At 35.3% G+C, this 18,081-nt stretch carries 17 protein-coding genes and 1 pseudogene; all 18 read left to right on the forward strand.

Annotated elements, in window-relative coordinates:
* The first annotated feature begins 133 nt into the window (after window positions 1-133).
* The 18 genes and pseudogenes from GCWU000282_RS14875 to GCWU000282_RS14965 all read left to right on the forward strand — a co-directional run bounded on the left by GCWU000282_RS14875 (window position 134) and on the right by GCWU000282_RS14965 (window position 17,987).
* Window positions 134-334 carry a hypothetical protein gene (locus GCWU000282_RS14875; protein WP_023356011.1) on the forward strand — a complete coding sequence of 67 codons (201 nt, stop codon included), beginning with the start codon at window positions 134-136 and terminating at the stop codon, window positions 332-334.
* Between the two features lie 76 nt (window positions 335-410).
* The gene (locus tag GCWU000282_RS14880) at window positions 411-1,475 is read left to right on the forward strand and encodes an alpha/beta hydrolase family protein (protein ID WP_023356012.1); all 1,065 of its coding nucleotides are present in this window, start codon (window positions 411-413) and stop codon (window positions 1,473-1,475) included.
* 99 nt (window positions 1,476-1,574) lie between these two features.
* A pseudogene (locus GCWU000282_RS17605) lies at window positions 1,575-2,646 on the forward strand (type I restriction endonuclease subunit R, EcoR124 family); the annotation flags it as partial.
* Window positions 2,647-2,669: 23 nt separating this feature from the next.
* Window positions 2,670-6,365 carry an nSTAND3 domain-containing NTPase gene (locus GCWU000282_RS14895; RefSeq protein WP_242828979.1) on the forward strand — a complete coding sequence of 1,232 codons (3,696 nt, stop codon included), beginning with the start codon at window positions 2,670-2,672 and terminating at the stop codon, window positions 6,363-6,365.
* Between the two features lie 32 nt (window positions 6,366-6,397).
* Window positions 6,398-7,075, forward strand: a complete 678-nt coding sequence (locus GCWU000282_RS14900; RefSeq protein WP_023356016.1) for a hypothetical protein — start codon at window positions 6,398-6,400, stop codon at window positions 7,073-7,075.
* Between the two features lie 354 nt (window positions 7,076-7,429).
* Window positions 7,430-7,618 (forward strand): MarR family transcriptional regulator, encoded by a 189-nt coding sequence (locus GCWU000282_RS14905; protein ID WP_242828976.1) that lies wholly within the window; start codon window positions 7,430-7,432, stop codon window positions 7,616-7,618.
* A gap of 113 nt (window positions 7,619-7,731) precedes the next feature.
* Window positions 7,732-8,379 (forward strand): DUF4304 domain-containing protein, encoded by a 648-nt coding sequence (locus GCWU000282_RS14910; protein ID WP_023356018.1) that lies wholly within the window; start codon window positions 7,732-7,734, stop codon window positions 8,377-8,379.
* A 159-nt stretch (window positions 8,380-8,538) separates the two neighbouring features.
* A complete protein-coding gene (locus GCWU000282_RS14915; protein WP_023356019.1) occupies window positions 8,539-9,165 on the forward strand; it encodes an AlbA family DNA-binding domain-containing protein in 627 nt (208 codons plus the stop codon).
* A gap of 77 nt (window positions 9,166-9,242) precedes the next feature.
* The gene (locus tag GCWU000282_RS14920; RefSeq protein ID WP_023356020.1) at window positions 9,243-9,908 is read left to right on the forward strand and encodes an ATP-binding protein; all 666 of its coding nucleotides are present in this window, start codon (window positions 9,243-9,245) and stop codon (window positions 9,906-9,908) included.
* Window positions 9,893-10,150, forward strand: a complete 258-nt coding sequence (locus GCWU000282_RS14925; RefSeq protein ID WP_023356021.1) for a hypothetical protein — start codon at window positions 9,893-9,895, stop codon at window positions 10,148-10,150. Before GCWU000282_RS14920 ends, GCWU000282_RS14925 begins: the two co-directional genes overlap by 16 nt.
* 70 nt (window positions 10,151-10,220) lie before the next feature.
* The gene (locus tag GCWU000282_RS14930; RefSeq protein ID WP_051384214.1) at window positions 10,221-11,651 is read left to right on the forward strand and encodes a TIGR02452 family protein; all 1,431 of its coding nucleotides are present in this window, start codon (window positions 10,221-10,223) and stop codon (window positions 11,649-11,651) included.
* Window positions 11,626-12,411, forward strand: a complete 786-nt coding sequence (locus GCWU000282_RS14935; RefSeq protein WP_023356023.1) for a hypothetical protein — start codon at window positions 11,626-11,628, stop codon at window positions 12,409-12,411. The genes GCWU000282_RS14930 and GCWU000282_RS14935 overlap by 26 nt, the downstream gene beginning before the upstream one ends.
* 609 nt (window positions 12,412-13,020) lie before the next feature.
* Entirely contained in the window at window positions 13,021-13,659 is a 639-nt protein-coding gene (locus tag GCWU000282_RS14940) for a zinc metallopeptidase (protein ID WP_051384215.1), read from the forward strand.
* 220 nt (window positions 13,660-13,879) lie between these two features.
* Window positions 13,880-14,485, forward strand: a complete 606-nt coding sequence (locus GCWU000282_RS14945) for a DUF4230 domain-containing protein (protein ID WP_023356025.1) — start codon at window positions 13,880-13,882, stop codon at window positions 14,483-14,485.
* A gap of 14 nt (window positions 14,486-14,499) precedes the next feature.
* Entirely contained in the window at window positions 14,500-15,129 is a 630-nt protein-coding gene (locus GCWU000282_RS14950) for a DUF4230 domain-containing protein (protein ID WP_035041392.1), read from the forward strand.
* Window positions 15,130-15,314: 185 nt separating this feature from the next.
* Window positions 15,315-15,887 (forward strand): hypothetical protein, encoded by a 573-nt coding sequence (locus GCWU000282_RS14955; protein ID WP_023356027.1) that lies wholly within the window; start codon window positions 15,315-15,317, stop codon window positions 15,885-15,887.
* 179 nt (window positions 15,888-16,066) lie between these two features.
* Window positions 16,067-16,702, forward strand: coding sequence for a TetR/AcrR family transcriptional regulator (locus GCWU000282_RS14960; RefSeq protein WP_023356028.1), 636 nt, complete (start codon window positions 16,067-16,069; stop codon window positions 16,700-16,702).
* Window positions 16,695-17,987, forward strand: coding sequence for an MFS transporter (locus tag GCWU000282_RS14965; RefSeq protein WP_023356029.1), 1,293 nt, complete (start codon window positions 16,695-16,697; stop codon window positions 17,985-17,987). Before GCWU000282_RS14960 ends, GCWU000282_RS14965 begins: the two co-directional genes overlap by 8 nt.
* Window positions 17,988-18,081 lie beyond the last annotated feature (94 nt).

An 18,081-nucleotide genomic window follows, 5' to 3' on the forward strand; every position in this document is an offset into this window, starting at 1 on the left:
GGTATTTTATCTCAATATTTTTTGATCAAAATAGAGTTATCACTATATTTTGCTTCAAAATTATGCTATAATGTAAAAGGTTTTTAAAATTTGCAGGAGATAAGAAATTAAAAGTGAATACCGGGATATTCCTATGGTTTGTGAAAGAACATCTTTTTATAATGCAAAAAATGTTTTTTATTTAAAAGAAACTTCAAGGTGGTCATATATTGTAGAGAATGCCGGAGCAAATGATATAGCAGCCATTATTGAACAAGCGATGGCGGATATAGCAGAGATGATTGAGCCCTATACGGTGTGGTTTATGATCCTTGTTGTGGGTCTCGTGTCATAATTATGACAACGGCATGTAGTAACGATAGAATAAGGCTTTCCAGCCCTTTGCAAAAAAATAAATAGGAGAAATATATATGATTTGGATATTAATAAGTGCAATTCTTTTAATTGCGCTTGTATTAGTAATTGCAAAAAAAATAAGACCGTTTTGGAAAAAACTCATTCTAATATTTTTTATTTTAGTAGGAATTTTATTATCGGTTTTTAAATTTGTTTTCCCATTAAATGAAGGACCAAAACCAACGGGGCCTTATGGAGTTAAAAATGAAAAAAGTTATTATATTCATAAAACGGAAATACCAAAGATGGCAACTTCCGGTAGCGATAGAGAAGTACCGGTATCATGGTGGTTACCGGAAGATGAAAATACCCAACATCCTTTAGTTATTTTTTCACATGGTTCATTTGGTATAGAGGATTCTAATCCATCTCTTTTTGAAGAATTAGCTTCGAATGGATATATTGTTGCAAGCTTAGGGCATCCTTATCACTCTTTTATTACAAGTTTATCTGATGGAAGTGATGTCTATGTTGATAGTAGCTTTTTTCAAAGTGTGATGAAATCTCAAGGATCAGAAAATTTAGAAAAAACTAGAGAAGAATTTAATGAATGGAAGAGTATAAGAGTAGAAGATATTTCATTTGTTCTTGATAGTATTCTTTCAGATGAAAAATATTCAAGCAAAATTGATCAAGAAAAAATATTCTTATCAGGTCACTCACTAGGAGGCTCTGCAGCTTTAGAAGTAGGTAGGAACCGAGCCAATGCTTTATTAGGTGTTATTGCTTTAGAATCGCCGTTTTTTGGAGACATAGTTGGCATTGAAGGTGAAAAGTATCTATTTACTGAGAAAGAGTATCCGCTTCCGGTTTTACATTTTTACTCTGATGCATTGTGGGGTAAACTGGATGAAATTACGACTTATGAGATGAATCAAAAATTGCTTGAATCTAACAATCCAAAGTATGTAAATGTTCATGTTGAAGGAAGCGGACATATAGGTTTATCTGAATTATCCTTGGCATCGCCTTTTTTAACAAATCTATTAGATAATGGAATGAATTCAAAACCTACATTGGAAAAGATAGAAGAGATTAATAAGGCTACATTGGAATTTTTAGATAGGCTGACAAAGTAGTATTCCAGAAGCGGAGTATGAATATTAGATTCAATGTTTGGAACATGAAGTTTTTTTTATTAAAAATCCACCAGAAATTTCAATAAAAGGAAGTCTGTAAGTATTGATTTTTCGGATGTGGAGTTTCAGATTGATTTGCTGAAAACGGATGAGATCAATTTGGACTACATTTTATCGTTGATTTTGGAAAAAGCGAAAGAAAGCGAAGATGTCGAAAACTTACAAATAGAAGTTCGAAGAGTGATTCGATCGAGTCTCGGCACAAGGGCAAAATATCAGGTAGACAGGCTTATATCTTATCATAATGCTCTGGTAGAGATTATGACCGGTAAGGTACAGGAACTTCCGCGTGAAAACTTTGCGGTAAGGCAGCACCTGAAATATGTTGACTTGTATTCAAATGAGGTAAATTATCTTACATTGATATATGAAGATACATTGATAATGCGTGAAGAACTTGCTCCTTTGATTCTTCCGAACGATGACGAGGCAAGTGCGGTTCGCTTTGATGCCCTTATGTATGGCATAGAACTTGCATGCCTTGTGGGTAAGAATTACGGTAAAGCCCACAGTGATTTGTTTAAGTGTGTTAGGGGGGATCACAAGCGTTACCAATATTCCTCATACCAAGCTTCGTTATGATGCAAACTTTGAGGATGACATTCTTAATGTCACATGGAATGAGTCGGAGCTTGAGAACGATGATCTGAAGAATTACAAGGCAAAAGCGGAATATTATATCCGTGAACACCAGGATAATGAGGTAATCAAGAAGCTTAAGTCTAACATTCAGCTGTCTCACGACGATATAGAGGCACTGGAAAAGGTTCTTTGGTCTGAACTTGGCACCAAAGAAGAATATGAGCAGGAATACGGCTCTAAGCCTCTGGGCGAGCTTGTCCGAGAGATTGTCGGTCTTGATATGATTGCAGCTAAGGCGGCATTTTCAGAGTATCTGGAGAGCAACAATCTTGATAGCAGGCAAATATACTTTGTGAACCAGATTGTTGAGTATATCGTTCATAACGGCATGATGAAGGATTTGTCCGTCCTTCAGGAATCTCCGTTCACAGATCAGGGCAGCGTAGTTGAGATATTTACAGATCTTAATGTCTGGATGGGAATCCGGAAGGTTATAGAAAGCATAAACGATAACGCGATAGCGGCGTAAGAAGGGGTAGATAATTGAGCAATGTGAATCTTATACAAAGTAAAATCATGCAGTTGGAGGGCGGAGCTTTTCAGTCACTTTTTGATGAATATCTTTATAAAAAATATAAGTTTACAAATATTCAAACGTTAGGAGTGCAGACTGCGACTAATAAGCCGACAAAAGGAACTCCGGATGCGTATGTATTGATAGAAGATGGGAAGTACATCCTTATAAACTACGGAAGCGTAAGTTCTCAGCCTGTAGATAAGATAAGTGCTGATATTTTGTCATGCTTCAATACAGCTAAGTTGTCATTAGAGAAGGACAAAATCAAAAAGATTATCTGCGGACACTGTTCAACAAATATTCATATAGAACAATTTAACAGCATTATGGAGCTGCTGGAAGGGATAGAGATAGAACTTATTGGGATTGACACACTTTCTCATGATTTGGCGTTAATATATCCGCACATTGCCAAGAATCAGCTAGGGGTTGAGATTGATACAAATCAGTTTTTTGATATCGAGGATTTTGTCAAGGCTTATGATGCAAATGGTATCAATGCACCGATTGATTGCGATTTCCTGCATCGAAAAGAAGAAATAGATACTACATGTAAGAGCATTAGCGAAAATGCAGTTACAGTTTTGACTGGACCATCGGGAATAGGAAAAACAAGATTAGCGATAGAAGCATGTCGTGCATGGGATGATAAAGAATATAAGGTTTATTGCATTCGAAGTAATGGTAATTTTTTGTATGAAGATATAAAGTACTATATCGATAATCCTGGTAAATACATGTTGTTTCTTGATGATGCTAATATGGTGGTCAGTTTGGACAACGTACTACAAACTCTTTTGTCTCTCCCGTCGGAGTATGAAATTAAATTTTTAATTACCGTACGTGATTATGCAAGGGAAAGAGTAATTACAACTGTATCGAAGTATTCTACACCAGAAATTATAGAAATTGGAAAGTTTACTGACGAAGAAATCAAGGACATCCTGAAAACAGATTTGGGGATCATAAATCCTGATTATCTGAAAAAAATATCAGAGATAGCTAATGGTAATGCAAGGTTAGCTATTTTGGCTGGAATCAGATCTGTTGACGAGGGATATCGGGCTATTCGCAATGCTGAAGATATATTCAGGAATTATTATGGACGTATCTTAAATGAAGCTGATCTAACTAAAGATGATGCTATAATGCTTTTCTTGATAACGGTTGCTGGCCCTGTAAAAGGAGGAGAAAACCAGCTGTATATTGACTTGAAAAAACAGTATGGCTCCGAGATTAGAGAGGATGAAACCGTAGAAAAGCTTTATTCTCTTGAGCTTATTGATTGGTTTAAAAACGAAATAACTAAGGTTTCGGATCAAAGTCTTGGGAATTACATTTTATACTATGTTTTGTATGAAAAAAGGTGGATAAGCATTGAAGGTCTAATATCTATTGCTTTCCCACGATACAAGAATAAAGCGGTTTATGCATTAAAAACTATAATAGACATTTTTAATTCTGAGGATGTTGCTCAATATGTGGGAAACTCCATTATTTCTGCATGGAATAATGCTCCTGATGGGCAAGACATGGAGTATTTAGAAGCTTTTCACCAGGTAAATCCAGATAAAGCGTTGAGCATCATAAAAAAGAAGATCGATAACGAAAAGTATGCAGATTTTGATATGCACAACTTCGATGTGGATTCAAAAAAGAATTACCATAACATTTCTACAAAAGAAATAGGAATTCTTGGAGGATTCAAGTACACGGAATCATTTAATGATTCGATAGAACTTCTTGTGTCATATTTTGATAAGCGCCCAGATTTGATAATGGATTTTTATTTTGTGATTTGTGAGCAGCTTCTTTATGACAAATATTCTTGGAATAACAAATATAAGAATGAAAATGTGTTAATAGATAGGCTTTGGGAAAAAACTGATAAAGGTGAAAACTATAATTTCAGTATTCTTTACATTCATGTAGCACAATACGCATTAAAGACAGAGTTTGCTTATACGGAAGAAGGTCGAAACCGTCGTGCTTTTAATCTTGTTAGAGTGACGATTTGCTTTAACGAAGAAATAGCATTATTACGTAGTAAGATTTGGAAATCGCTGGGAGTTCTGCGCACAAAAAAGGATTACAAAGATATAGTTAATGATATTCTTTCTGAAATTCATTTTAATGGTTTAGATGAGAAGGATTCCATAGCATATTTACAATCGGATTTTGACACGATTTTTGCTGAGATTATCAAAAAGGATGGCATTGATTTCTTCGATGCGAGAATAATAGATAGATACAGAGAGGTTGCCGGTCAGATAAACAGTCCAATTGATGAGAGATATTTGGTTTCTGAGAATAATCATGATTTTAGATTGTACAGGATTCTATCAAGAGAGCATTTACTTGGTCGGACCATTAAAGAGGATGAGGAAATTCGAAAGACTAATATATCTGCGGAGTTTGATTCATATAGTCTTCAGGATTATATGAATCTGTTTAAAACATGTAATTTCCTACAAGATACTATTGGTGAAAGAAATCTCTGGTCATTAAGCAGAGGGCTTGATATAGTTTTTGAACTATTGGAAGTAAAGCCGTATTTTTATGTAGATGTAATCGAAGAGTATTTCAAAAGTAATGCTCCATTCAGATTAAATGGTTATAGGCAAGTTGGATTTTTGCTTTCTAATATTGGTTACTACAAAACATATAATATACTGAACGGAGCTGAGTATCGGGAAAAAGATACATGGTTGTCTCTGATTTGGGAGTGTATAAACGACCACGATATCACAGATGCAGTAGTTAGTGATTACAGCACTTTTTCGGAGAAGAATTTGGTAGGAAATAATCCAATATTACCTTCGGTTACGCTACTGTTAAGGTATGGTGAAAGAGATAACGAATTAAAGAATAGAATTCTTAATCGAATAGTAGAAAAAGCAAATCTGTCAGCAACTTTTTTGAGATATGCTTATCGAGAAGATGATATAAAAAACATTTTGGATCTATTCAAAAATGATTATGATACACTATCCCAAATTTACACGAAGGCTCTTGAAAATATTGATCATTTGGACTATGGCGGAAAATTGTTTATTAAGATATTTGAACAAAGACCGAGCATATGGAAAGATTACGTTGACTGGGTAAAGAACCATTCACGTCGTGATGGATATGAACAAAAGATATTTGATCAGATTTGGGACACTGAGAAATGGCAAGAATGTATCAACTATGCATATGCGGTTATTGTAGATGACGACATGGCATTTTTTATAGAGCATCCGGCTCGATTGCTTTTTGGCCGAGCAGAACAAGAATCGGATGTTGTTAAAAATAGAAAACAGCAGTGGCTTCTTGATAGTATACATAAGAATTATGCGGATGTGGATAAATGTAGCAGGCTAATTGACGTGGTAGTTAACGTTATGCCTCATTGGAAACTGGATTATATTCTTGAGTATCTGAAGGACAACAAAAATGTTGAAGATTTCAGGAAAATTCACTTGTTTCCAATGTCAGCTTCGTGGTCAGGTAGTGAAGTTCCTTTGATTTTAGATAAGATAGAATTCCTTCAGAACCTCAAAGAAAATATGAAGGGTGTTGCTTATATTGAGCATAGGGAATACGTTGATGAATATCGAAGAAGCTTAGAGGAATACAAAAGAAAGGTTGAACTAAGGGAGTATCTTGAAGAGGCTGATTATGCATAGGGAAACATTAGATAACGGATAGGAGAAAGAACATGTTTAACTATTTATACAAAAAGTACAAGGTAGAAGTGTTGAAAACGAGCACATGGCTATCAATTAAAGAATTAAAGCTATATGAAAAATTATCTTTGGTAATGGTCATTTTAGGTAGCATTTTATCGGGGGTTTTTACTCTAATAAAAAACGATATTGGCTCATATATATCCTTGGTGATGATAATTATAGGATTTGTTTTAATATTTTTGCTAAGGAGTAGGAAGAAAGAGCAGCAAAGAATAATGAAAGAGATAATTGAACCTTCTGCAAATGAAAGAATGCAGAAAGTGGTTCGACTCTTAGTTGAATTTGGAATCGATATATTGGACGAGGAGCACTTAAATAATCTGATCGAGCAGGCGAAGAAAGAACAGGATGCTTATGATGTGTGGAAAGGTTTTAAAAAGTCTTTTTCTGGAATGACTACGTATATTCTACTGCCAATTATTACAATTCTCATATCTGAGTTTTTTAAGGAGGTTGGATGGGAAACATTATTGGTACGTGCTGCGGTACTTTTGATGATTTGCACATGTATTGTCTTGATCACATCAGCCTTCGCGTTAAATTTTAATGACATTCTGAATCCGGATATAAAGAATCTGAACTACTTTATTAAAGATGTTGAGGATGTTAAAATATTTAAAGCAAAAGCAAAGAATTTTGAAAAATAAGAAATAGGTACACTTTGGGTACAGTAGCTTTTGAATGGTATGAATTTATAAGAAGTGCGAAAAGAATAGGAAAAAACGGTTTGTATTTGTCGGGTAAATGAGTTGGAATAGAAAAGGTTTTTATGAAAACGTCTTATTTTCATAGATTACAGGCTATTAAAATGAGCAACCGGGACAACATTGGGTAAAGACTTCCAAAAGAATAAATCCAATAATAGCTCAAAGTGGCTTTACAAATGAACAAAAAAATGAGAGGTTAAATACTAAATTAAGGTGTTTAGCCTTTTTTATGTAAATAAACCATAAAATAGCGACAATAAAAATGTCGGTTTGAATGTCGGTTTGAATGTCGGTTTGAACAAGACCGAAAAGAAAGTGATAGAAATTTTGATAGAAAATCCGAGTGTAACATCTGTTGAACTTGCGGAAAAAGTAGGAGTAACAAAGAGAACGATTGAAAGAGCATTTAAGTCTTTGCAAGAAAAAAAGATGATAGAGAGAATTGGTTCAAAGCGTGATGGAAATTGGATTGTAGTGAGATAAAATAGGCTTTCAGCCTTATGGTAGAGCTTGTGGAAAAAGCAAGGGTAGAGCCTATACTGATAGACAATTATAATGAATCCCGAATATAAAATACTTAAGGAGTCTTAGTGAAAATGAAGCCTAGAGAATTATGTGAAAAAGCTTGGCAGGAAATAGCAAGTAGTTTTCCGGAGTTTAAGATGGTCAGCAAAGGACAGAAGTTAAAGAAAATATCTAAAAATAAAGATCTTACCTATGAAATCTATTTTCAAGCCAACAGAAATAACTACGAGTGCAGCGTAGAATTCATACCACATATTGCCATATATTCAAAAGATATGAAAAAATCTAATATTAACAATGGTTTTGTTTATGGCGGAGAGCTTGGAACTCTGCTGGGCAGAGCTCCTTGGAAATGGTGGCAGTTGGCGGGAGCGAGCTATAAATACACAGTAGAAGAAATTAGCGGACTAATCAGAGATAATATTATACCTATATTTGATGACTTTGAAGATACAGAAACCAATATTGAAAATATCCTGAACGGGAAGATGGCTGTCCACAACTTACTGTATTATATCTATCATTTTGGTGGAAAAGATAAGGCTGGAAAGTATCTTAATAAGATACTAAAAGAAGATAAATTTAAGAATAAGTACATCAGTTTTTATAATAAGCTAAAAGAAATGACAAAGGAAGAGGCTTCTCAGGTAAGTAATGAGTTTAATGGTGCTGGTTTGATAAAGTTTGTATATATAAATGGCTTAGAGATTGAAGCATAATCACGGGTAAAAGCCTATTATATGTTATGTGGCACATTGGTTTGTGAATAATTTGGAGAAAATAAAGCTTCAAAGATAATATAAAAATGCGCTTTAGAATTGAAATTAAAGCGCAAACTTGATATTGTTATGTAAGGTTATTGGAAAAGAGGTGTGATTATGCGGGCAAATAACAATATAATACACGAAAGCGAAAATCAGGTTGTTGAATGGAAAGAATCCTGGCAAGATAAATATCTGGAATGGATTTGTGGATATGCAAATGCACAAGGCGGAACATTATATATAGGTATAGATGATAGCGGAAGCGTGTTGGGTCTGGAATCAAAGACTGTGAAAAAATTATTAGAGGATATACCTAATAAGATAACTGCAGCCTTTGGAATAACCTGTGATGTGAATTTAAAAATAAATAACAAAAAGAAGTATATTCAGATTGATGTAAAGAAGTCGAGGCTTCCGTTGAATCTCCACGGAAGATACTTTTATCGTACGGGAAGTGTGAAGAAGGAAATTACCGGGTTTGAGCTTACGGAATTTATCATAAAGAGTACAGGAACATCTTATGATGAACTGACATCAGATATTCCACGTGAAAAGCTTACATTTGAATCATTTCGAAAAAGATATCTAAAAGCGACAAGAATGCCATTGGAATTTGATGATGATTTAGTAAGTTTTAAGTTTATAAAAGAAGATGGACAAATGACTAATGCAAGAATCCTTTTTGCTGATCAGTGGAATATACACCACTCCAGGATTTTTGTACAAGGTAGAATGGCTTAGAAAAAGCCAATTCTGCGCAGGATGCACTTGATGATGCCGAATATAACGGAGGCCTTCTGGAACTATATGACAACACAATGTCCTTTATTAAAAGTAATACAAAAAAAGGATGGCGTAAGGATAAAGATAAACGTGTAGAATTACCGGATTATCCTGAAAGAGCCTTAGAGGAAGGGCTTACAAATGCACTGATTCATCGGAGTTATTTGCAGACAGGAGCCCACAGTCAGGTGGATATTTATGATGATAGGCTGGTTATCACCAATCCCGGAGGAATGTTTGATGGTTCTGAAGTTCAATTGCTCGATATAAGACATGTGCCATCAAAACTCAGAAATCCTATTCTGGCAGATATTTTTGGGAGAATGCGACTTATGGAGCGCAGAGGTAGTGGATTTAAGAAAATCATTGATGCTTACGAAGCTGAAGAGCGATATAAAGAGGAATTAAAACCTGTATTTTACACAGACGGATATAATTTTTTCCTTACACTGTGGAATCTCAATTATGCTTTTGATAAAGCGCAAAATAAAGCGCAAAATAAAGCGCAGAAATGTATCATGACAGATCGTGAACACATATTGCTTCTGATAAAAGAAAATCCATCACTGACACAAGTTGAATTGTCGGCAATGATGGATAAATCCAGGAGAGCAGTGCAAATGCTGATGAAGGAATTGCTGGACGAAGGTTTAATTGAAAGAATTGGCTCCAGAAAGACAGGGGTATGGATAGTAAAATAACTCTATTGCTAAAAACTGTCCACAACCCTCAGTATTATATCTACTACTTCGGTGGAAAAGATAAGGCTGAAAAGTATCTTAATAAGATACTAAAAGAAGATAAATTTAAGAATAAGTATATCAACTTTTATAATAAGCTAAAAGAAATGACAAGGGAAGAGGCTTCTCAGGTAAGTAATGAGTTTAATGGTGCTGGTTTGATAAAGTTTGCGTATCTCAATGGACTTGAAATGATTGCCTGATATGATTGATAAATCCGGAAGAATAGTGCAAATACCGGTGAAAGAACTGTTGGACGAAGGAGAGATAGGTATGGATAGAACATTTTTAAGAGAAATGGCTGGTGAAACGATTAGAATTACTAATGACGGTGGGTATGAATTGAATGGTAAGCACATTTCTTTAGTTGGGGATGATTTTTCAACTGTTCAAGTATTGTCACCTAAAATTCTTGAGAGTATAGAAAAAGATAAGGATAAGTTTTTTGACGGAGAGCTTCGGGGTTCTTATTGGGCGACTTTCTTTTTAATTGATTGTGATTCGTATGAGGCGGCAAATCTTGGACGCAGTGATACTCTTGTGATGAACTTTGCAAATGCCATACATGTCGGAGGTGGATTTCTAAATGGTGCTATGGCACAAGAAGAATGTTTGTGTAGGAACAGCACACTCTATGCTTCGATATCATCACCCAAAGCACGGGAAATGTATGATTACAATAAAAAACATATAAATGCTATTGATTCTGATTATATGCTTCTAAGTGAGGATGTATGCGTATTTAGGGATGCGAATGGAAATCTCTTGGATGAACCTTTCAATGTTTCTGTCATCACAATACCTGCTCCTAATAAAAATGGATGGGCAAAGGATGTGTCTCAGGATAAGCTAGATATAATTATGAAGGATAGACTTAGGAAAATGCTTTTTGCTGCTGCCAGATACGGATATCATACACTGGTTCTAGGAGCTTGGGGATGTGGTGCATTTGGTCATTCAGCAAAAAAAGTTGCACAGTATTATTATGACTTGTTTTTTGAAGAGGGATTAAATGAATTATTTGATTATGTAATATTTGCAATACTTCGAGATAAGGAAAAAATAGAAGCTTTTGTAGATGTATTTAATGATAAACTAGAAAATGTATGCCAAGATCAATTCGATAATATAGATGAATTCGATAAAACAGATAGTTTATATGTTGAGGCAAATTCTGAATTTCCGGTATGTAATCATGATGGAGCTGACGAGAATAATATGGGATATACGGTTGGATTATTTAACGATGGAACCCCGTTTGAAGCAGAGTACTGGAGAGATGGAAATTCATACAGCATTAGTGTAATAATACCTGAGAAAATGGAATTCATTTCTGATGATAGGAATAATATACAAAATGATTCAAAGATTGTTGGATTTCATAATTGGGTTATGTCTTATGATAATACAATTTTGTGTCAGGGGATGGTAGATGAGGGCATAGAAGAAGAACTGGCAGTAGTTCAAAAATACGTGGATTATTTAATTGATATAGGGATTGTTAGTTTTTGCAGTGATGTATTCAATGGAGCGGTATTTTATAGAATTGACATATTAGGGAATAGCCTCGCAGAAATAAAGATTACTTTAATGGAGAACGGGGAGGAATTGGCTAAGACGAAGTTAAACTTTAAAAAGTTTCCAAATACTAAAAAGAGAAAGTTTGAGGTAATTAAAAATGACGGAAAAGGGGAAAAGATATAAGGATTTAATTAAAACAGTCAAAGCTGATTATAGTAAAAATATTCGGAGAAATACAACTGTCGCTCTAAAATGGTATGAAGATTGTAAAGAGATTAATCTTTGGACTTACTGGCAAGGGTTAGGATATGCAGAAAACACACCCGACATAGATATATTGCTGGTAGGACAAGATTGGGGGAATCCTTTTTCAAACCCATCTGAAACAGTTATTAATGTAAAGAAAATCAATAAGGCAACAGAAATGGGAGAGGCTCCTATAAGTTATCTGCAGGATGTGAACTTGGATAGACGTGATTGTCATACGGACTACAATTTAGTGCAAATATTTAAGGAAACGAAGAATTATGATATTGAAAATCAGAGATATTCTAATCTGTTCTTTACGAATTTCTCGTTGGGATATAGAGGGGGATCCGGAACCGGAGGAATGACGGAAAGCGTTATGAAACAAGATGCCAAATATTTCGTAGAGCTATGTAAAATACTGCAGCCCCAGAAAATAATATGTTTAGGACAGGTTACATATAAGTCAGTGTTATCAGCATATGGTATAAAACCTGAAAAATACAACACATATAACGACTTAATTAAGGCTTGTAAAGCTACTGTGGTAGATTGTGAGGATAAAAAGGCCGAAATATATGCAGTGGCTCATTGTGGATTGTATGGCACAAGAAACAGGGGAGATATTCCGAAAACAAAAGCTAGGAAAGAAGATTTAAGTAATCAGATTGCTGATTGGGAAAGAGTGCTAGTGTAGCTGATAGATTTTGGTAAGAGGCTTTTGTGGAAGACAGAGAATGGTAGATAGGATTTGTAGAGGTGTTCCTACACTCTGTAATGAAGTAATTGGAGGTCTATCAAATACTATGAAATGAACCGAGTTGCAATTGGTGTGGTAGGGCAGAATACCGCCGCACTGAATTTCTATAAATAAATCGGATTTAAGCAAGAAGGGATTCAAGAGCAAGGATACTACTATAACAACGAGTACAGTGACTTTATCATGATGAGGATTCTTCGCAACGAATGGAGATAAAATTCTAATTCCGGTTTATCCGGTGCATTAGACAAATTATATAGCGAAAGCACATGACTTTCAGACTAAAAATCTTTCAGTTATGTGCTTTTTCTCTGTCTATTTTATTCCCGGTGGAACGGAGTTATGTATTCAAATATTTTTAAGATTATAAGTCAATATTTTATATGGATTTCATTGCGATATACAGCATCATGCTATATAATAATATACAACTGTGACATATTTTGCAAAGAAAAAAGATGAATTGGGTTCAGGTTTTGACTTGTTTTAAAACTTGAAGCAATAGCCTGATTAGTCCAAATCATTATTGCACCCGGAGGAAAACTTATGTGTCGGTACTATTCGTATATTTTAATATTTATAGTTATATTTATTAGTGTGATTGCCTCTAATTACTTAAAGAGCACGTATAGAAAGTTTGGAATGATTTCAAGCAATAATCGTATGACTGCGGAAGCTTGTGCATTTTCTATTCTTAGTAATGCAGGAATAACCGATGTGAGCATTCAAAGGATTGAAGGAGAATTAACGGATCATTACTCGCCTTCGGAGAAGGTTCTCAGGCTGTCGGATAGTGTCTATGGTTCAACTTCGGTAGCAGCTATTGGAGTGGCCGCACGTGAATGTGGACATGCCATTCAGGACGAAGAAGGATATGTTCCATTGAAACTTAGGACGGTTTTTGCGCCTATAGCCAATATAGTCTCAACACTCTCAGGGATATTGATTACTGCAGGTTTGGCATTTGATTTTTTAGGTCTTGCTCGGGTAGGTGTTTTGTTATTTACGTTTGTGGTTATATTCCGGTTAATAACACTTCCGGTTGAGATTGATGCATCAAGACGAGCATTAATTGCCATAGAAGAAAATGATTTATTAAGAGGAAGTGAGCTGGAAGGTGCAGGTAAGGTTTTAAAAGCTGCAACCTTAACATATGCTGTAGCCCTGTTTTCATCTCCTTTGTAGTTATTACGTTTGATGATTATGACACGAGGCGGAAAAAGTAGAGATTAAGGGTTTTATTATGTATTTATCTAAAAAATTAATACCCGAAAAAGTATTTTTTGAATATACCAAGAACAGCATTACATCATATGAAGCCTTGAAAAATCCTGTTCTGCCAAGTGAATGATTGATATTTTCAATAAATATCAGCTTGAATAAAATTAAAAATAGGAGAGTATTTATGTGGACAAGAGAAAAAAAGAAACTAAGTTTCAGACAGATTATTAAGTATATAAGACTTTTATGTTTTATTATTGTTGCTATTATAGTATTCTTATTCGTTAAAGAAAAAATTGTTAAAAGAGATTCTATTCCTGAAATAATCTCAAAGTCAACCCTGGAAAAAGTAATAAATGTCAGTGATTTGTCAACCTTTGAAGCTATCTACAACGGAGTCGCTTCTGTTGCGAATGAGGAAAAGCCTGAAAATATAGATTATTACGTTTCTTATGAAGCAAAGGTTAAAGCGGGAATTGATTTTGAACAGGTAAATTTGGAAGTGAATGAAGATGAGAAAAGAATTACGGTAACTTTGCCGGAAGTTAAAATAACGGATGTAAATGTAGACATTGCTTCCTTAGATTATATATTTATGAATAAGAGAGCCAATACGGAAACTGTATCTGCACAGGCATACAAAAAATGTATCGAAGATGTGACAAATGAAAGTAATTCTACAACAGCAATTTATGAATTAGCTAAACAAAATGCCCACAACATTGTTGAAGCCTTAATTAAACCCTTTGTAGAACAGTTAGACAGTAAGTATGAATTGAAAATCAATTAAGGGAGAATAGCAGTATGAGAAAGTATTTAAGTGTGATTTTAATTATTATGATGTGCTTTTCCTCTATGTCTTGTGCAAAAGAAATAAAAAACATTGCGCTTGAGACATCACAAATGAAGTCAATATGTGAATTGGCAGTAATGGAATGTTATTATCATAATGTAGCCAAATACAAGGAAGAAAATGCTACAGGAATTTTATGGTGGGAAAAAGACAGACATTTTTGGATGGAATATGCAGGTGTAGTAACAATCGGTGTGGATACTTCTCTTATGAATATTGAAGTTAAAGATGAAAATGTTACAATAACAATTCCGCCTGCAAAGGTATTGGGTTGTAAAGTTGATGAAACTACTTTAACTGAGGATTCCTTTATAGTTGCCCAAAATTCAGCCAAAGTCGAAGCTGAGCACCAAACTGAAGCCTTTAAGAGTGCTAAGGACAAATTGGAAAGTGAAGCAAAATCAAACTTTACATTGCTTGCAGCAGCTCAACAACGGGTTCAAAAGCTCCTGGAAGACTATGTGACCAATATAGGAAACAGTGTTGGAAAGACATATAAGATTAAATGGATTTATCTTGAAGGAGCAGAGGAACTAAATAAGGCCGATGTTGAGCCGTCAGCAAGTGCAATTTCGGAATAAAAGGAAGCTTATTATAAAAAACGTCCGGAGGATTTCGGGAGTGTTTTAGCTCGGATTTTCTCAATTGAGGCAATAAATTCTCCTATAAAAACTGAATTTGAGGTTAATCTTCAAGGTGGAATTATTGAAAATGTGAGTTGGAAAGAATATATCCCTGAATAGTTATATAAACTTAAGGAGGCTCCATGAATGAATTTGACAAGTACAAAATATTAAGCGAAGGAAAAGCATTTGGACATAGGGCTAAAATTGCTTTATTATTGCTGGATAGCAGCACAGCTTATGAAGAGCTCAAAGAGGAAGGGGCGCAAACTTCAGTTGCCGGAAGTTATGACTGTGTTGGTGGTGATCCGGCTGCAATACTTGAAAGAATAACAATAGAATTGATATGCCGCAATCCTCGCGATACATGGTATTTGCCTGACAATGTAAAATTTTGGGACAGGCGTTTTGGCAGTCTGTTTGAAACAAAGTTTTTTTGTTATGATGACGATGTAGAAACCTGGAGTAAGATACTGAATAAATTCTTTATAAAGCTGCAGTGGATGCCAAAAAGAGAAGATTATAGTTCAACAAAAAGTTTTAATAATGCCTGGGGATATTTTGCAGAGCTTTTAGCTGTTGTAAAAGAAAATAATCATCCCGAATTTAATGGCTATTATGAGATTGCAATTAAAAATGGTATGAGCAAAGCAGTATTTGAAAGAAAGCTAAAAGAGCTGTCTGAAATAAAACAGTTATCAGGCTGTAAGGCTTGATTGGAAATTAAAACGAATTGATAGAATTTCGAGAATAAACATAAAATCTAAAACAAAATATTTGAATTGATAAATAAGGTGAGCATTTGCCGCCTTATTTTTTTCTTGACAAATTTTTTCTTTATTGTTAAAATACAAAATAACAGACCGACTGTCAGCCTAAAAATAAAGGAGAAGTTATGAAGAGTAAAAAAGAACAGATTTTGGACGTTTCCCTCTCGCTTTTTTTGGAAAAGGGGTATGACAATACTTCAATCAGTGATATTTTGAGTAATTTAAATATTGCAAGAGGCACTCTTTATTATCATTTTGAATCTAAAGAGGCAATTATGGATGAAATTATAGAGCGTTCGATAAAAAGCGTCATTGAAGAAGCAAAAGGTATTGTTTTTCGGCAGGGGATGACTGTACAGGAAAAGATGTTTACACTGTTTTCGAGTACGAGCATGAGGAGGCTGTCCGGGAGAGAACTGATGATTGATTATCTGAATCAGCCACAGAATGCACTTTTACACGAAAAGATTAACAGATCTTTCATCCAAAAAATAGTGCCTATACTGGGAGATATTATAAAAGAAGGTGTGGAAGAAGGCACATTTATTAACGCCTATCCTTATGAAAGTGCTGAGATGATTTTGGTTATTATTATAGGCTTTATGGATGTGTATTATGAAAAAATGGATGAGAATGACATAAAACACAGAACAGAGAGCCTTTTATACAATATGGAAAGAATACTGGGAGTTAAAGAGGGAAGTTTTGATATGTTTAAATCATTGTCCTTATATGAAGAGAGAGGTGAAGAGAATGAGTAAAGGTTACAGGAAATTTCTTTTGCTATGGGGTGCAAGCCTTATTTCTTCAAGCGGTTCGGGTATGAGTTCTTTTGCATTAGGAATTTTTGTATATCAAAAAACCGGAATGAGTACAATGACGGGATTGATGATACTTGCAGGCTTTCTTCCGGGACTGCTTTTTTCTCCGTTTGCGGGTGCATTGGCAGACCGTCATGACCGCAGACTGCTTATGATAATGGGAGATGGATTGTCAATTATAGGTTTATTGTGTATTCTGTCTTCATTGCAATTTTTTGATGGGAATTTTCTTATTGGCGGAATTCTGATTGGAGCAGCGATCAGTTCAGGCTTTTCATCTCTGGTGGAGCCGGCATTTCAGGCTACAATATCTGATTTGCTGGAAAAGGAAGAATACACGAAGGCTAGCGGGATGGTACAACTTATACCGGCTTCCCGTTATCTGCTTTCCCCCGTACTTTCAGGGCTGGTTCTAAGTTTTGCAGACATCCGGTTTATCCTCATCCTCGATATTTTTACAATATTGATTACCCTACCGGTTACCTACATAGTAAGGAGGGAGATGAAGGGAGTGGGCAAAGCAGAGTCCTCCAAACTTGGGGAAGATCTTAGATTCGGGTTTCACATCATCTACGATAATAAGGGTATATGGCTGTTGGTTATACTCGGTATTCTGGTATCTTTTTGTCTGGGAACTGTTCAGACTCTTATGATACCTATGCTTCTGTCGTTTGGCGGAGAATCTTTTGTAGGGTTTGCAACTACGGTTTCAGCCTTTGGAATGCTGGTAGGAGGCCTGTTCTTAAGTAACGTGGGTATCAAGAGGGAATCCTCACGCATTTTACAACTGTCTCTTTTATGTCTGGGATTCTTTATGGCTGCCTTTGCCTGGAAAGAGAATGAAATACTGGTTTGCATCTTTGGTTTCTGCGTTTTTCTTAGCCTGCCGTTTGCAAATATGTCGATAGATTATCTGGTAAGAATTACTATTCCGGCGGTTCACCAGGGAAAGGCCTGGGGCTTGATAGGACTTATATCCCAGGCAGGTTACGTAGCCGCATATGCTTCTACAGGAATGCTTGTTGACTTTATAATCAATCCTTTTCTTCAAAGTGAAGGGAAAGCCTCCGAGGCTGTTCTTACTTTGATTGGCAGGGGCGAAGGAAGAGGAGCCGCACTTATGATTATTATTGCAGGCATTTTCCTTATGATTATAGCGGCAGTTATCCCCCGCAAGAGTGAAATCAGGGAATTGGAGGAGGAACAGGTATTGGATACCGTTTAAAAATATTTACAAAAAACTTAAATCCCTCTATATTTATTCCTTAAAATTTGTTATCCTATAAGATGGTAATATTTGTACAAAGCTATAGGAGATT

This window comes from Catonella morbi ATCC 51271 (genome assembly GCF_000160035.2).
GTDB lineage: Bacteria > Bacillota > Clostridia > Lachnospirales > Lachnospiraceae > Catonella > Catonella morbi.

Bases quoted from the DNA above. Each gene is read 5' to 3' on its own strand.
- GCWU000282_RS14930 (WP_051384214.1), top strand. From the start codon at position 10,221: ATGGATAGAACATTTTTAAGAGAAATGGCTGGTGAAACGATTAGAATT.
- GCWU000282_RS14875 (WP_023356011.1), top strand. From the start codon at position 134: ATGGTTTGTGAAAGAACATCTTTTTATAATGCAAAAAATGTTTTTTAT.
- GCWU000282_RS14960 (WP_023356028.1), top strand. From the start codon at position 16,067: ATGAAGAGTAAAAAAGAACAGATTTTGGACGTTTCCCTCTCGCTTTTT.
- GCWU000282_RS14925 (WP_023356021.1), top strand. From the start codon at position 9,893: ATGGATAGTAAAATAACTCTATTGCTAAAAACTGTCCACAACCCTCAG.
- GCWU000282_RS14940 (WP_051384215.1), top strand. From the start codon at position 13,021: ATGTGTCGGTACTATTCGTATATTTTAATATTTATAGTTATATTTATT.
- GCWU000282_RS14935 (WP_023356023.1), top strand. From the start codon at position 11,626: ATGACGGAAAAGGGGAAAAGATATAAGGATTTAATTAAAACAGTCAAA.
- GCWU000282_RS14900 (WP_023356016.1), top strand. From the start codon at position 6,398: ATGTTTAACTATTTATACAAAAAGTACAAGGTAGAAGTGTTGAAAACG.
- GCWU000282_RS14910 (WP_023356018.1), top strand. From the start codon at position 7,732: ATGAAGCCTAGAGAATTATGTGAAAAAGCTTGGCAGGAAATAGCAAGT.
- GCWU000282_RS14915 (WP_023356019.1), top strand. From the start codon at position 8,539: ATGCGGGCAAATAACAATATAATACACGAAAGCGAAAATCAGGTTGTT.
- GCWU000282_RS14920 (WP_023356020.1), top strand. From the start codon at position 9,243: ATGTCCTTTATTAAAAGTAATACAAAAAAAGGATGGCGTAAGGATAAA.
- GCWU000282_RS14955 (WP_023356027.1), top strand. From the start codon at position 15,315: ATGAATGAATTTGACAAGTACAAAATATTAAGCGAAGGAAAAGCATTT.
- GCWU000282_RS14965 (WP_023356029.1), top strand. From the start codon at position 16,695: ATGAGTAAAGGTTACAGGAAATTTCTTTTGCTATGGGGTGCAAGCCTT.
- GCWU000282_RS14880 (WP_023356012.1), top strand. From the start codon at position 411: ATGATTTGGATATTAATAAGTGCAATTCTTTTAATTGCGCTTGTATTA.
- GCWU000282_RS14950 (WP_035041392.1), top strand. From the start codon at position 14,500: ATGAGAAAGTATTTAAGTGTGATTTTAATTATTATGATGTGCTTTTCC.
- GCWU000282_RS14945 (WP_023356025.1), top strand. From the start codon at position 13,880: ATGTGGACAAGAGAAAAAAAGAAACTAAGTTTCAGACAGATTATTAAG.